The sequence below is a fragment of the Stenomitos frigidus ULC18 genome (assembly GCF_003003795.1).
GTDB lineage: Bacteria > Cyanobacteriota > Cyanobacteriia > Leptolyngbyales > Leptolyngbyaceae > Stenomitos > Stenomitos frigidus_A.
Genome location: NZ_PVWK01000014.1, coordinates 1 through 15,468, shown reverse-complemented (window position 1 = coordinate 15,468; position 15,468 = coordinate 1). Strand labels below are relative to the sequence as shown.

The window sequence follows — 15,468 nt, the reverse complement described above, 5'->3', positions numbered from 1 at the left end:
CTGCCTCACTCCCTACTTCCCATCTTTACCTGTTTCCGTTTACGCGCTATTTCTTCGGATTCCACGGTAAACCAGCTGTCCAAGGGAGTTTGTGCATGACAAATTTGCAGAGGATGTAGACACGATCGCCACCAATAGATTGGTTTGGACCCACAATCCGCAATGACAATTCGAGAAAAAAAATCAGGTCTTCGTATCGTTGCATAAACTTTGCATAGCGTTCTTTTTCATCCGCAGATGCTTTTGGATCCGGCTTTGATAAGTCAATAAGGGGTTTGACCACTTCAATTTCCAGGTTCATTGGAGACGCGCTATCGAGCTTGTCGTCTTTGCGTTCGCCTTTGCGCTGCAGCAGGTCTTCCGCTGTGATGGTTTCTTTGAGTGTGGTGTTGGGCGCGATCGTGCTGAACACTTGATTTTGAAATAGATCCACGGTTGTACCAGGCATTAAGCGGGTAACGCGGCGCGATCGACCGTCCAGATTAGTGAACGCGCAGTAGTCCCAATCCACATAAATGGAAATGCCGTGTGGTTTGTTATCCGCTTTTTCATACCCGGCTTTGTTGCTGATGCTCACTGCCAATTGCTTCAGCTTGTCAAATTCATAGCGGCTATCAAATTTAAAGCTAATAGCCAGTAAGTCCTGCAGATTTTGTTCGTTGAGTTGAGTATTCAAAAAATCTGTATCCAGCCGCACCGTGAACTCATCGTTGAACGCCTCAATAATGCGATACAGAAAATAGGTGATACACAGCAAATAAGCGGTCAGGATAATTGGATCAACGAGGTTCATCGGCGCATCAAAGAATGGGGCAAATGCTTACCAGAAGCAGTGTCTTTAGTTACAACAGTCGAAAGGTTTTCAAACCATCCTCGTCGCCAAAAGAAGTAGACAAGCCCGAATGCTGTTGTTAGCATAACAGCCCAACAAGCCGGATAGCCCCAATACCACTCAAGCTCTGGCATGTTGAGAGGCGACTTAGACGGATCAAAGTTCATGCCGTAAACGCCAGCAATGAACGTCAGGGGAATAAAGATGGACGAGATCACGGTTAACAGCTTCATGATTTCGTTCATTTTATTGCTGATTGACGATAAGTAGACGTCCATCAAGCTAGCTGTGAGTTCGCGATACGTTTCTACCATATCGAGCACTTGAATTGCATGGTCGTAGCAATCTCTCAAGTAGATATTCACCTCATGGCTAATCAGGTCGTTACCATCGCGAATGAGGGCATTGATCGCATCACGTTGAGGCCAAATAGCACGCCGCAGTCCTAACAATTCACGTTTGACAGAGTGAATTTTCTCCAGAGTTTGGCGAGAAGGGTTAGAAACAACTTCATCTTCTAGTTCTTCAATTTTTTCTCCGTACTCTTCTAGTACAGGAAAAAAACCATCAATGATGGAGTCTAGCAGGGCATATGCCAGGTAATCGGCTCCTTGTTTGCGGATGGTACCTTTGCCAGTGCGCAAGCGTTCACGAATGGGTCCAAAGCAATCGTACTCAGGTTCTTCCTGAACGGTAAGCAGGTAGTGACGGCCCAGAATCAGGCTGACCTGCTCGCTCACAAAGCCGCTGCCGGACGACTTCATGGTTACCATTCGCGCAATGATCAGGAGTTGATCATCATATTCTTCGATTTTAGGGCGCTGCGGCACATTAACAATGTCCTCCAATACCAGGGGATGGAGGCTAAACACTTGCCCCAACCGGCGCAGAATATCTTCGCTACCAAGTCCTTTGACATCGACCCAGGAGACCGATTCGCTGTCTAAAAAGGGGACGCATTCTTCAGGCGTCTCAACCTCCTGCCGCACGGCTTGCGCTTCGTTGTAGTCAATCAGCACGATGATAGGTGGAGACGCATCTGACTCAATGTTGAGCGTGCCTGGCATACTGCCTGGTATGTCGTAGAAGTAGTCGAGGTAGGAATCATCGTCGAGGGAGTGATCAGCCAATGGCTTGGTGTTTGGGAAGCGATGCTCGACCATTCGGAGTTACCTCGTTGACTACTGGGTTAAGGCCTTCCCCAATTTAAGCAACTTTACTCAGCGATCGCTCATGCTGATTTGCCCGTCGCGACTAAACAGCTCAAGTGTTGCTGCGCTGAAGGCTGCAAGAAACACAGACTTGGTCGCGCTTGCTTTAACCTACAGAGGTTTGATAGCCCTTCAGTCATGGCTTTGCGCTAGTTATGCAGCCGCACTTACCCTGCAGAAACGCTCCATGAACAACCGCTAATCTGGCGATAGGCTTTACTTTAAGCGGTTTTCGGTTATCCACGCTGTCCAACCTTGGCTGAGCTGTGGCAATGATAATAGATGGATGCGCGGCTCATGCATGACAGCATCGCGTTCTGCTTGCGTGTTGTAGCCCCAGTCGGCTAGAAACAAGTCCACGTCGGCTAGATCTGCCTGATGACGCACGGCCTGTAGCGTTTGTAGGCGATCTTCTACAAACCAAAAGGTAGCAGCACGATCGCGCTGTGTGCTGTTGTGTTCTGCTATCAGCGATCGCAGCGTTTCCGGTTTAGAACGCTTTACCTCTTTGCCAAAAATTTGCAACCTGGTGAAATCGACGTTTTGCTGCCGCAGTAGTTGTTGGATAAAGCGTCCTTCTTTAGTGCTGATAATCACCACTTGCGTTGAGCTGGTCAACCAGGCTTGGAGTTGCGGAATGATGCCGGGATAGAACGTTTGCTCTGCTAGCCAGCTATCCACGTCTTGCTTAATCCATCGATCGCGAACCCCATCGACTTCGGCGGCGAGCTGGGCTGGTTCTACGCCATCCGTGGCTGCCTGTTGTTTGGCGATCGTGCTCCAATTGAGGAGGATATCGGTTTCAGGTGTGCCGAGTAGGAGCGATCGCAGCAATAACGGCATTTCCCACCCCGTTTCGACGACTGGGCGAGTGCGGTAGAAGCGCTCAGCCAAGCCGTCTGGAGGCGTGGAGACTTCTAGCTGCCAAAGGTTGCAGTAAGCACGCCATGCCGTCTGAAAGTATTCCTTCATGCCATTGCAGAGGACACCATCAAAGTCGAGCGCAAGTACGGTAGGAGCATTGACAGACATGGCTGTAGGAGGTTCAATGACATTGCTCTTTACCCTACCGCAACTGACTCAATCACAGTGCAGTATGAGGCACAGCGGTTTGCTGTTAGAAAAAGAAGTTAGGAAAAGGGCTTAGACAAAGCCTGAAAGGTCTTTAGAGTCTGCCTTCTGGCTCCTGTGTGCTCAGTCCAAAGCTGATAGGCTTCGGGGCGTCTTGACTGGGCAGAGGTGGCTGGTGGCTGGTTTTGACAAAGGTATAAACGCTTCCTATCTCAACTTGCTGTTCTACCTCTGGTGGTGTCATGCCAAATACAGCAACCACTAGCAGCAGAGCCAGGGAAACAATCACCAGTAGCGATGGCAGCACACGTCTAAGCGCGTGCAGTTGTTTGAGTTTTGTTTTGAGGAAAACGTTTTGCTGCCGTAGACTAATCAGCCGTTTGACCACTGGTTCGGGTATTAACGAGGCTGACTCATAGCGATCGCGCCGCTCCAAGTCGGCAACGGTTTCGCCCTGCTGTTGACGAATGAAGCTAACGAGATAATCGTGTACCAATTGATAGCGATTAGCAGGGTTTTCGGGCACTAGAAACAGTAGCCCAGAGCCCACGAGCACCTCTAGCACGAGATCAAGTTTATTAATTTCAGCGGTCAACCCCAGATCGACCAGATCGGTTTCCAGATCATCGCGGCTTTTGAGCGGGCGCGTGCCATTTTCGTTCGTCAACATAAAGAGGACAATCCGCGCGGCATCTTCATTTTCAGGACCACAATCTTCGATGATGTTTTCGAGCGATCGGGCCACCAGTTTTTCTTTGGGGCCTTTTTGGCGGTAGTCTTCTAAGGTCGTAATGCCCTCGGCTTGCAGTTCAGCACCGACCGCTTGCAGTTCGATCGCCCGGACTTCGCCCAATTCATCTGCCAAATCGCTTACTAACGCATCGACCAGTGCGTCGTCCAGGTAAAACTGAGCGCGATCGGTCAGGCTTTTGATAATTGATCGCGCATCAGCTGGTGAAAAGTCTCCCAAGGGATAGCGAACATCTTTGCCCAGAATATCGTTGATGCTATCCAGGTTGATGCCATCCCGACTGGCAAGACGCTGAAACTCCAGCAGGTAGTGGAGGTAGTCTTCCCGCAGCGTTAAGACAACTTTGACAAAATCAAGATTCAGGCAGTCGCGCAAAAACTCATAAAACGGCCGACGCTGTTGCAATGGCTCATGGACAAAGAAGAACTCTTCAAACTGGTCAAAGATGAGAACAGGGGTGAAATTGAGACTGGTTGCCTGGCGGAGTTGGGCAATAAGTGAGGATGTGGGGGAAGGAAGTTTTGAGGTTTGAGTGTCGAGTAACGCTGAGTCCTCCGGACTCGCTTCGCGCAGCGGCGCTAGAGAGGGTTGACTGATTGCTGACGACTGACCGCTGACGGCTGACGGCTGACCGCTATTGCTTGACGGCTGCCCCATTGCGATCGCCAATTTCTCTTCCAATGCTGTTTGCCAATCGGTGTAGATATCCAGCAGGATGGGCAAGGCAATGCGATCGCCAATCAGCCGATCGTGCAGCGCTGGGACTAACCCCGCATTGACGATCGAACTTTTGCCCACTCCAGAGGGGCCGTGAATCACAGTCAGTTTGATGTCGTTGCGCCCCATGCGAACGACCAGACGATTGACATCTTGCTGACGACCAGAGGCTTTAATTTCCTGAGCTAATGGCGCTTCGGGGGGGCGTTGGCCAGGAATGAGAGTGAGCAGAGATTGCTGCGGTTCCAGACGGAGTGCGCCAATAAACGCGCGAAAGCCATACTGGTGTTCAAGCGATCGCCGCGTTTGTTTGGTCTGAAACGCTTCGTGGTAACGTCCCTGCTGGAAGTAGAGATCGCGCAGTTTCCGGAGAATTTCGATGTAAAGTTGAGGGTCATCAGGCGGATAGGCCTGGTTTTGAGCTGTTTCCAGATGCGCGATCGCGGTTTCTACGTGTTCCAGCTTTTCTTCTGCCTTCGCCAGCAACAGTAGATACCAACCCTGGTGATAGCGCCTTGCGACTTCCAGGCTGTATTCCAGGTGGACGTTGTGTGTATCGACCCCATTCTCTAGCGTGGCGGCTGTTGTCGTCAGTATTTGCAGCGCTGTTTCCACCTGTTGCTTGGCCTCTGTCCAGTCAGAACGCGCTAAAGCCACCTCTGCCAGAAAGCCATGATCACGAGCCTGTCTAACTGGATCGGCATAGAGCTTGTGCAACACTAACGCATGTTTGGCCAGTGCCTCTAACTCATGCCACTGCTGCAGTTTCTGCAAGGCCTCTGCCTGCGGGATGATAAAGCGCGCCACGAGATCCTGACGGTTGGCCTGCTCAAAGACTTGCAGCCCGCGCCGAAAGTAGTTTCGCGCCTGCTGGCACGCATTGGTATAAGTCGTGCGCTGTTGCATGGCCTGCGATCGCCACCACAGCCCTAGATAAACGAGGACACAAGCCGCACGTTCAATGGCAGACGGCAACAGGACAAATGTCTCCGACAGCTTTTGCGCTTGCTGTCGTTTACTTTCTTCGCGCCAAAACGCCAGACTATGTTCATAACAGGTGCGTGCGGTCTCCAATTCCCCATGTGCATGCGCATCTTGAGCAAGCAAAAAGTCGAGGCTGGCTTGCAGTGCTGGATCAAGGGCTTGACCACTCGTCAGAATGCGATCGAAGGCAAATTCCAGCTCGGTTCGCCGGAGCGAATTGGTGCCCCATAGGCTGGCATTGCCCTGTTGAAGCTGTGCCCAGTTGGGTAGAAACTGTTCATCGCCTGCTTCAAGGATGGATGTGAACAGGCGATCGGTATGCTGACGCAAGCCCTCTAGCAACGCGTCGATGGCCACATCAAAGGGAATAACGGTATTTCCTGCCCAACTTTTCAAATCGGGTGCCAGCCGATCGAGTTTTGCCAGCACGCGATCGTTCATCCACAGCACCAGCGGAAACGGAAATTTTTTGCTCAACTCCTCGCGCACCAGATTTGTAGCTACCAGCACCTGGTCGAGCGCTGTTACCGACTCCAACCCAAAGATCATGAGGGCATTAGGCGGCTGGCAAAGGGGGGGAGAAGAGTGTTGAGTGTTGAGTGTTGAGTTAGGTTGGTGGTTGGTGGTTGGTGGTTGGTTGTTCGCTATTCGTTCTCTCTCAGCCTCTACTGCTCCCTCGCTTCCCCGACTCTCTGCGTCCGCCTCGCCTCCCTGCTCATTGTCTTCTAGCTTTGTCCGAATCCGGGTGTAAAGCGTTGTGGTCGATTCCGGCAGCGTATATTCTTGGATGGGAAAGGGGCAGCGTTCTTTCAGTTGCTCTACCATGCGCTCGCGTAGCTTGGTGTAGTTGCAGCGCACCAAAATCAGCGCGAACTGATGCTGCGAGAGCGTAATGGCACGCACCAGCGTATCCAGCGATCGCTCATTCTCTACCTGCACATCTAGTTGTGGGTGTTCGGTCGTACTCATAGCTGGTACAGCCCTTCTAATACCCTATAGTTCTACGTTACATCCTCGGATGGGAATGGGGAGTAGGGTGTGGGGTGTGGGGTGTAGGGGAATGGATGCCAGATTTCAGGTGATGGATCAGTAGACGCCCCTTCCTACGACCATAGTTCCCCGCTCCTTGCCCCTCGCCCAACTCAAAACTCAAAACTCTTACCCCTCTCCCCTCTCCCCTTAGGACTTGTTAAAAAATAACTGCATACTTTTGGATTAGCTATCAGCTATCAGCGGTCAACTTTTCTCTAATGGCTGACCGCTGACGGCTGACCGCTACAGTCCATGACGTTATTTCTTTACAGCCCCTTACCCCTCACCCTAACTGCGCCACAGCCCACGTTTGATACCGCTTTGTTTCTGCCAGCATCGGGTTGATGCCAAACCAGCCACCCTGTTGATCCTGATACTCAAACATGAACATGCTGCGGAGAAGGGTTTGATACTCCACTTCACCTCTAGCACTTTGCTGTTCCACAACCTGGAGAATGAGCGCCCATTCCTCATCGTCGATCGTTCTCACCAGTGCATCGCGTTGCCCTCGAATCACATGTTCGATCGCATGGTGAGAAAAAGGCGGATCGCCTTGCTGGACGCAATTGCGCAAGAGACCCAGCAAATTTCGGACATGACCACCGCTGACGAGGCAGAGGCGATCGAGGGTCTCAACGCGTTCGAACACCTCTTGAATGCGGGCCAGTCGTTGCGTCGCGTTTACACCGGGAAAGGCGCGTGCCAATACCATTTGGCGCAAGAGCGCAATGCCCTCATCATAGGGGTGCCCATTGCGCTTTCGGACTGGCACCATCGGCAAAATTTTGGGTGAGACGCCACCGCCAAACCACTGCTTCAAAATTTCAACTTCGTTGGAAAAAACCAGCGCGAGTGGAATGGTATAGACCACATGGCAGTTGAGTTTGGATAGCTGCTCGCCCCGATCGACAAACAAATATTCTGGCTGCGTCCGCCCCGATGGCAGCTGTCGTGCATCCACGCGATCGAGGTTATCAATAATCACCACCAATCCTTGTTTGCCGCGCTGCTTAAGCTCCAGGTTTGCCTGTCCAAGCAGTTCCTCATTTAGCGATTGCAGGATACCGTTGGTGCGGGGTTCCATGTACTGCCGAAGCTGATTGCGCAAGCGCGGGCTGTCTTTGGTACGAGCAGTAATTTTGCTAATGCCAACAGAGAAATCAACCTGCGAGATTTCAATGGGAGTTTGCAGAATTTCGCCAATTTCGGCAAATAAATTCGCGAAGTATTTAGGCTTCAGTTTGATCTGATCAGCTTCCAGTTTTTCGCTGACTTGATGAGCGATCGCAATCAAAATGTCCGTGACATCCACGTCTGACATATCCAAATCTTCAGTCGACACAAAGTAAACGACGTAGAAACCCAACTGTTCTAGCTCGGTTTTAAGACGTAACAATTCGGTCGATTTGCCGCAGCCGATGTGTCCTGTAAAAAGCTGGCAAGTACCTTCGTTGGCGAGTAGAGCGATCGTGCGCTTCAACTCCTGGATAATATTGCTACCTCGCACAGGTGCAAAATCAATGTAATAATTCCGGTCTTGCGGATTGCCGATCGACAAGGCTCGGCTTGGATCGCAGGCTTTGAGGAACTCAGACGCATTGATAGGCATGTGTAACAAGATGTCTCAAGCGATTAAGTAACGTATCGATGTAATGACCTATACAAATGAATCTCTGTACAATCCGTAGGATTTTGCCTGTCACAATAAACTGGCACAGGGTTAAACAGATTCATGACCAAGCACAAGCATCAGCACGATCATAACGAGCCTCACCATCACCATGATGCAACCAGTGAGCACGAAAGTGGTACTAGCCCAGCCGATGTGACTGAAGCAGAGTTTTTAAAGAAACATCCGACCTTCCTCTCACAACAATCTCGACGAGCGTTTCTGGCCTCTGCTGGAGCCGCCGCTGCGGTGGGTGGCAACTTTGCCGTGAGCTTTCTCCGGGGTGACAAAGCCGAGGCAAAATCGGAAACTCTGATGGCGGCTGACATGATTCGGGATGCGAAAAAGCTTCACGTCCTCAAAGCCACACCAGAAACTTGCTTTTGGGGCTACTTTGACAAAACACAACCCCCAGTGATGACGGTCGATCCGGGCGATATCGTCTACATTGAAGCGCTAACGCACCATGCAGGCGATGCCCCTGATTTGCTGATGGATGCAGGTGTGAAAGCGGTGTACGACAAAGTGCTCGATCGCGGTCCCGGTGTCCACATCATGACGGGTCCAATCTCGGTACGAGGAGCAGAACCGGGCGATACCTTAATGGTACGCATTCTCAAGACTGAACCGCGTCTGCCCTACGGCAGCAACATTGCAGCGCACTGGGGTTACCTGTACGACACCTTCAAAAAAGAGCGCATCACCATCTACAAAATTGACATGGAAGCAGCGCTGGCGTATCCCGCCTTCGCCTACGACTTCAAAGGCCGTCCCAAGTATGATAAACCCGGCTTTGTAACCGCTCCCGACGCAGCCTCGCGGGAGAAAATTAAGATGAAGGTGTCGATTCCGCTCCGTCCTCACTTTGGTGTAATGGGCGTGGCACCGCAAGAAAGCGGACGCATTAACAGCATTCCGCCGGGTCCCTTTGGCGGTAATATCGACAACTGGCGCATTGGGGCAGGTGCGACGATGTACTATCCCGTGTTCAACAAAGGTGCAAACTTCTTTGTGGGCGATAGCCACATGGCGCAGGGTGATGCGGAACTGGCGGGAACGGCGATCGAAGCCTCCATGAATTCCTATATCCAGATCTTCGTGCTGAAGGATTTCCCCATCACCAACCCGATCCTGGAAACCGATTCACACTGGATCACCCACGGCTTCAACCAGGACTTGAACAAAGCCATGCGTCAAGCCGCTGACCAGATGCTGGACTTCCTCACCACCAAACGCAAAATGAGCGCCGATGAAGCGTACTCTATGATCTCTGTCGGTGTTGACTTTGGTGTCACGCAAGTCGTGGATATCCGCCAAGGTTGTCACGCTGCCGTGCCGAAAAACCTGTTTGTGCCGAAGTAAGGCAATAATGCTCAGATCCCCGGTTTCTTCTAGCAGAGCTTGCAAAGTAACGCGATGTGCCACTAATTTGCCCTCATCCCAACCCTTCTCCCCAAGGAGAAGGGCTTTCGGACTTTTCTGGTTCCCTCTCCTGCTGGGAGAGGGCTAGGGAGAGGGCAGTCTTGGCAGACGTTTCAGGAAAGTCGCACGTCGCGTAAAGTAACCTTTCAGTATCAGAAACCGGGGATCTTGGCTTGAGTTTACGGTAACTTGGCTGTGAAGAATATTGCTGACCAGCCGTGAAGCGATCGCCATGACCACCCAAACCCAATCCCTTCACTGAAGCCCAAATCCGCGAGCGGGCTTACAAACTCTGGCAGGAGCGGGGTGAAAGCGCATCTTCTGATGACAACTGGCAGGCAGCGATCGAGGCACTGAAGCAAGAGCGATCGCCCGTCTGGAAAATTCGTCAATGGCTTCTATTCCCTTTTCGACTGCTGGCGAGATTCCTACGGTTCTTGTGGCTACTCCCCGGACAGGTTGTGCGATTAGTACGGCTAGCATTGACCGCTGAGACTCCTAGTGCTGCACTGGATGTCGTGAAAGTGGTGATTTCTGGTCTGGGGCTGATTGCGACGGTCTTTGCTGGGATTGGGTTAGTGGTCAACTACCAGCAGGGTCAAGAGCGTCTCATCACCGATCGCTTTGCGAAAGCAGTGGAACAGTTAGGGAGCCAGGATATTGATGTGCGGTTAGGTGGGATTTACTCACTAGAGCGGATTGCGAAGGACTCACCCAAAGACCATTGGACAGTGATGGAAGTGTTAACAGCGTATGTACGGAACAAGTCATCACTCCCCAAAGCATGGGAAGACACTCCACCTAAGAAGCGTAAGCCATTACCAGCCGTGACGACGGATGTACAGTCGGCATTAAAGGTAATTGAGCGACGTAAGGTAAAAAATGACCCAGAGTATAGGTACCCTAACTTAAGTCACAGTAACTTGAGTCATGCTGATCTTGACGTTTACAATCTCCACGGTTTCAACCTAAATGGAACCAGTCTCAGCGGTGCCAACCTTCTCTTTGCCAATCTCTACGATGCCAATCTCTACGGTGCTGATCTCAACGGTGCAAAAGGCATCACCTCCGAGCAAATTAGACAAGCCCTAAACTGGCAGGATGCCCACTACGACTCCGCCTTCCGTAAAGAGTTAAGACTCCCACCCGGAAAGCCCTGACCTAGGTGGCTCAGCGATCTTCAAACCCCTGATTTCGGAACCACCTCAAAACCAGTCTGTAAAGATCCTTTTGGGAAGTTTGGGGCATGAGACCTTACAGAAGATTGTTAAAGACTTGTCGTTGAGTGTGAAAAACTCGTTGAGAAGGTTCAAAGACTCTCTGGCGAGGTTCAAAGACTCTCCGGTGAGTGGTCAACACTCGTCAGAGAGTATAAAAGACTCTTGAGCGAGGTTCAAAGACTCTCTGGAGAAGCTCAAAGACTCTCCGGAGAGTGATCAACACTCTTCAGCGAATATCAAAGGCTCATTCAAGAGGTTCAAAGACTCTCCGGAGAGTGCTCAACACTCGTGAGCGAGATTCAAAGACTCGTTAGAGAGGTTCAAAGACTCGTCGATGAGGTTCAAAGACTCGCCAGAGAGCGATCAATACTCGTCGATGAAGTTCAAAGCGGATTATCGGACAACCGTCATGAGAGGCTGCTTGCTCCGTTGTTCACCCGCCCGTGATTGAAATCCGGGCTAACGCAAACCCATTTTGCCAGTAAGTCCAGTGTCAGTCAGCCAGGGGTCGGGTCTATCTCAACCCTGTGTCGTCAGGAGGTTCGACGTTAAGAAAAAAGGACGTCTGCCGTTAGATCTCCTAAACCCCTTCAGCAAGGTTACATTCGGTCTCTTTTGATAGAAGATCAAAAGCAGTTGAGTGGAGCGTAACTAAATTGTATGGCTATTGACCCACTGGATATCGTTGAGACAGACGAGAATCAACCCGATCGTGACAAAGCGCTTGACCAGGAGCAACGTAAGGGTCGCTTAAATACCGCTGTCGCGATCGCGGTTGCCCTACTAGCAACGTTTATTGGTCTTTGCAAAGTTAAAGACGACAACATTGTGCAAGCCATGCAGCAAGCACAGGCAAACCGCATTGATGACTGGGCGCTGTATCAGGCTCGTAATCTTCGAGCTGAAATTGCGAAGGCAACAGTGGCTCAACTGCAACTGCAAAGCTTGTCTCAACCAGCAACCAATCGAGCGGCGTATCAGAAACAAATTGAGGCATATCAGACCCTGGCAACGAAAGAGGATCAGAAGAAAGCACAGCAAAAGATTGTTGCAGAGACCGATCAGCAAACCTACGATCAGCTCAACTTCCATGATGATCAGTTTGATCTCTCCGATGCCGCCTTATCGTTAGCGATTTCCTTATTAGCCATCACGGCTCTGTCTCAGAAGCGCTGGCTATTTGGCATCGCCATGATTCCGACTGTCTTTGGCGTCGTGATGGGGTTAGCCGGGTTGTTAAGTTGGAATCTGCACCCTGATGCTTTGATTAAACCGTTGACGCAGCAACCTCAGCCTGCCCCCTGGCAAATTGCTCGTCGCGAACCGCTCAGTGACCACCGATGAGAATGACGACTGCCGCTCCCTCAATGGTCAAACCACTGCCATCGATCGCCCCTCTACATTGATCGTCTTCTAATCTCAATCCGAGTCTTAGCTCAAAACCCACGTTCAAGGTAAGCCCGTAGTTCGAAAAGCACTCTCAGTAAGCTTTTTGGCGCAAGCCGCCGCACGGCATCGGTCGGCTGAAATGGCCGATCGATGATACAATAAAGAGGTACAAGTGATCGCATCTTCGCCGATGCGACCGTCGATGCTGGGATGCCCTCAAAGCCTCTCCCACGGCGACTACTGGCTTGCGTATTGGAGTTTTTCGCACTATGACCTTCTCCCAGGATACCCCGCAAGATCGGGTCGTACCAACCGATTTGCGGAACGAGATGTCCCGCTCCTACCTGGAATACGCGATGAGCGTGATTGTGGGACGGGCGCTTCCCGACGCTAGGGATGGTCTGAAGCCAGTGCATCGTCGCATTTTGTATGCCATGCATGAATTGGGTTTGTCGCCCGATCGCCCCTTCCGTAAATGCGCCCGCGTGGTTGGGGATGTCATCGGTAAATACCATCCTCACGGTGATACCGCTGTGTATGACGCGTTGGTGCGGATGGCGCAAGACTTTTCCATGCGATCGCCCCTCATCAACGGGCACGGCAACTTCGGCTCGGTCGACAACGATCCGCCTGCCGCCATGCGATATACCGAATGTCGCTTGCAGTCGCTTACCACCGATGCACTGCTGCAAGATATTGAAGCCGAAACCGTTGACTTTGGTGCCAACTACGACGGGTCGCAGCAAGAACCGCTGGTCATGCCTGCACGTATTCCGCAACTGCTGCTGAATGGGTCATCGGGTATTGCTGTCGGGATGGCGACGAATATTCCGCCACACAACCTGGGCGAACTAATCGATGGGCTGACGGCACTGATCCACAATCCTGCTCTGACGGATCTGGAGTTGATGCAGTACATTCCAGGACCCGATTTCCCGACAGGCGCGCAAATCCTGGGGCGAACCGGGATTCGTGAGGCATACACCACCGGGCGCGGCTCCATCATCATGCGGGGTGTCGCGCAAATTGAGACAATCGAGCATCGAGGTCGACCCGATCGCGAAGCCATCATCATCACAGAGTTGCCCTATCAGACCAATAAGGCAGCCCTGATCGAGAAAATCGCTGAGATGGTTAACGAGCAGCGACTGGAAGGCATTTCCGATATTCGTGACGAGAGCGATCGGGACGGGATGCGGATCGTCATCGAACTCAAGCGTGATGCCTATCCCCGCGTGGTGCTCAACAACCTCTACAAGCAAACGCCGCTCCAAGCCAATTTCGGCGCGAACATGCTGGCGCTGGTCAACCGGGAGCCGCAGTTACTCACGCTGAAGCACTTCCTGGAAGTGTTCCTCGACTTCCGTATTGATGCCATCACACGCCGTACCCGCTACTATCTGCGGAAAGCGGAAGAGCGCGACCACCTGCTTCAGGGTTTGCTGATTGCCCTGGGTAACCTGGACGCCATCATCAACTTGATTCGTCATGCGGCTGATGCACCCACCGCGAAACAGGAACTCATCGACACCTATGGGCTGTCGGAACAGCAGGCAGATGCCATTCTGCAAATGCAACTCCGCCGCTTGACGGCTCTGGAAGCTGAAAAAATCCAGCAAGAGCACGAAGCGCTGCAAACCCAGATCGCTGACCTGCGCGATATTCTGGAACGCCGCGAACGAATTCTCGAAATCATCGTGACCGAGATTACGGAAATTCGCGCTAGGCACGCCACGCCACGCCGTACTGTCATTGAGCAATCGGAAGATGAACTGGGCGACATTGACCTGATTGCCAACGAGAAAGCCGTCATTCTGCTGACCGAGCAAGGCTACCTTAAACGGATGCCCGTCAACACCTTTGAATCCCAAAGCCGTGCAACGCGGGGTAAGGCTGGCACTCGCATGAAGGAAGACGACGGTGTAGAGCATTTTCTCACCTGCTGCGACCACGATAGCGTGCTGTTTTTCAGCGATCGCGGAGTCGTCTATGCGCTCAAGGCATACCAGATTCCAATCGGTTCGCGCACCTCACGAGGAACGCCGATCGTTCAAATGCTGCCGATTCCCCGCGAAGAAAAAATCACCGCGTTTATCTCCGTCACCGAATTCAGCGAAGACGAGTATCTGGTGATGCTCACTCGCAAGGGCTACATCAAGAAAACAGCGCTGACGGCGTTCAGCAACATTCGTGCAAATGGTCTGATTGCGATTTCCTTAGAAGAGGGCGATGAGCTGCGTTGGGTGCGGCGAGCGCGAGTGGATGACAGCATCATTGTTGGTTCCAGCATGGGGCGATCGATCCACTTCCGCGCCAGCCACGAACAGTTGCGTCCTCTCGGTCGCGCAACGCGGGGTGTGCGATCGATGTCCTTGCGTGAGGGCGATCGCCTCATCGGCATGGACATTTTGCCCAGCCAGATAGTCGCAGATTTAGCTCAGGTTTTGGAATCAGATGCTGAACCTGAAGCAGAGGAACTGAACGGTGAACTGGTTGAGAATGGCGAGAGCGGAGAGAGCGATCAGCCATCAGCCGTCAGCGGTCAGCTTGGGCCGTGGATTTTGGTCGTCACAATGGGCGGCTATGGTAAGCGCGTTCCCGTCTCTCAATTCCGGCTACAAAACCGTGCTGGTATGGGGCTGGTTGCTATGAAGTTCCGGAAAAAAGGCGATCGTCTGGCAGCCCTTCGCATTGTCAATGAAGGCGCTGAACTCATGATGGTCACCAACCGGGGTATCATCATTCGCCAGGCAGTTGACGCCATCTCATCGCAATCGCGATCGGCAACAGGGGTTCGCGTCCAGCGGCTAGATGAGGATGATGCGATCGCTGCGGTGGCATTAGTACCGCTCTCTACAGGAGAAGAGGATGGACTGGAGGATAACCCTGAAGAAATGGCGATCGCCGAAATGCCTATTGATGTAACCGCAGTTGACGACACGACAGCTCATGAGTCAACAGGTGAGGCACAACAGTAAGCAATCTTAATGCTAAGAACCCTGGAGGAACGGTAGTGGTTCATCCAGGGTTTTTCTATACGTCAAGCTCATAGCAATTTTCAGTTGTATCAGCCCCACCGTTACAGTGGAGCTTATACCAATTAAATATGAAGTTGCGCCAAACTAAAGGAGTCCCCTTTGAGGTCATGGGTCATGCCAGGACGCCCCTTT

9 protein-coding genes are annotated in these 15,468 nt (G+C 51.9%); 4 read left to right on the top strand and 5 right to left on the bottom strand.

What is annotated here, in order from left to right; all coding sequences use genetic code 11:
• Positions 1 to 46 precede the first annotated feature (46 nt).
• From C7B82_RS02160 to C7B82_RS02140, 5 genes are all read right to left on the bottom strand, one after another.
• Positions 47 to 793 carry a hypothetical protein gene (locus C7B82_RS02160; RefSeq protein WP_106254670.1) on the bottom strand — a complete coding sequence of 249 codons (747 nt, stop codon included), beginning with the start codon at positions 791 to 793 and terminating at the stop codon, positions 47 to 49.
• Positions 790 to 1,995: a magnesium/cobalt transporter CorA gene (gene corA, locus C7B82_RS02155; protein ID WP_106254669.1), complete on the bottom strand. Its 1,206-nt coding sequence runs from the start codon at positions 1,993 to 1,995 to the stop codon at positions 790 to 792. Before corA ends, C7B82_RS02160 begins: the two co-directional genes overlap by 4 nt.
• A 264-nt stretch (positions 1,996 to 2,259) precedes the next feature.
• Positions 2,260 to 3,075, bottom strand: a complete 816-nt coding sequence (locus C7B82_RS02150) for an HAD family hydrolase (RefSeq protein ID WP_106254668.1) — start codon at positions 3,073 to 3,075, stop codon at positions 2,260 to 2,262.
• A gap of 133 nt (positions 3,076 to 3,208) precedes the next feature.
• On the bottom strand, positions 3,209 to 6,535 hold the full coding sequence (locus C7B82_RS02145; protein WP_106254667.1) for an nSTAND1 domain-containing NTPase: 3,327 nt from the start codon (positions 6,533 to 6,535) through the stop codon (positions 3,209 to 3,211).
• 346 nt (positions 6,536 to 6,881) lie between these two features.
• Positions 6,882 to 8,207 (bottom strand): P-loop NTPase fold protein, encoded by a 1,326-nt coding sequence (locus tag C7B82_RS02140; RefSeq protein WP_106254666.1) that lies wholly within the window; start codon positions 8,205 to 8,207, stop codon positions 6,882 to 6,884.
• 123 nt (positions 8,208 to 8,330) lie between these two features.
• On the opposite strand from C7B82_RS02140, the gene C7B82_RS02135 reads away from it, so the two are divergent.
• The 4 genes from C7B82_RS02135 to gyrA all read left to right on the top strand — a co-directional run bounded on the left by C7B82_RS02135 (position 8,331) and on the right by gyrA (position 15,276).
• A complete protein-coding gene (locus tag C7B82_RS02135; protein WP_219903919.1) occupies positions 8,331 to 9,629 on the top strand; it encodes an acetamidase/formamidase family protein in 1,299 nt (432 codons plus the stop codon).
• Between the two features lie 521 nt (positions 9,630 to 10,150).
• Entirely contained in the window at positions 10,151 to 10,849 is a 699-nt protein-coding gene (locus tag C7B82_RS33530; RefSeq protein WP_245939692.1) for a pentapeptide repeat-containing protein, read from the top strand.
• 720 nt (positions 10,850 to 11,569) lie between these two features.
• Positions 11,570 to 12,253: a DUF4337 domain-containing protein gene (locus C7B82_RS02120; protein WP_106254664.1), complete on the top strand. Its 684-nt coding sequence runs from the start codon at positions 11,570 to 11,572 to the stop codon at positions 12,251 to 12,253.
• A 314-nt stretch (positions 12,254 to 12,567) separates the two neighbouring features.
• The gene (gene gyrA, locus C7B82_RS02115; RefSeq protein ID WP_106254663.1) at positions 12,568 to 15,276 is read left to right on the top strand and encodes a DNA gyrase subunit A; all 2,709 of its coding nucleotides are present in this window, start codon (positions 12,568 to 12,570) and stop codon (positions 15,274 to 15,276) included.
• Positions 15,277 to 15,468: the final 192 nt, after the last annotated feature.

Bases quoted from the DNA above. Each gene is read 5' to 3' on its own strand.
- C7B82_RS02150 (WP_106254668.1), bottom strand. From the start codon at position 3,075: ATGTCTGTCAATGCTCCTACCGTACTTGCGCTCGACTTTGATGGTGTC.
- C7B82_RS02145 (WP_106254667.1), bottom strand. From the start codon at position 6,535: ATGAGTACGACCGAACACCCACAACTAGATGTGCAGGTAGAGAATGAG.
- C7B82_RS02160 (WP_106254670.1), bottom strand. From the start codon at position 793: ATGAACCTCGTTGATCCAATTATCCTGACCGCTTATTTGCTGTGTATC.
- gyrA (WP_106254663.1), top strand. From the start codon at position 12,568: ATGACCTTCTCCCAGGATACCCCGCAAGATCGGGTCGTACCAACCGAT.
- C7B82_RS02140 (WP_106254666.1), bottom strand. From the start codon at position 8,207: ATGCCTATCAATGCGTCTGAGTTCCTCAAAGCCTGCGATCCAAGCCGA.
- C7B82_RS02120 (WP_106254664.1), top strand. From the start codon at position 11,570: ATGGCTATTGACCCACTGGATATCGTTGAGACAGACGAGAATCAACCC.
- corA (WP_106254669.1), bottom strand. From the start codon at position 1,995: ATGGTCGAGCATCGCTTCCCAAACACCAAGCCATTGGCTGATCACTCC.
- C7B82_RS02135 (WP_219903919.1), top strand. From the start codon at position 8,331: ATGACCAAGCACAAGCATCAGCACGATCATAACGAGCCTCACCATCAC.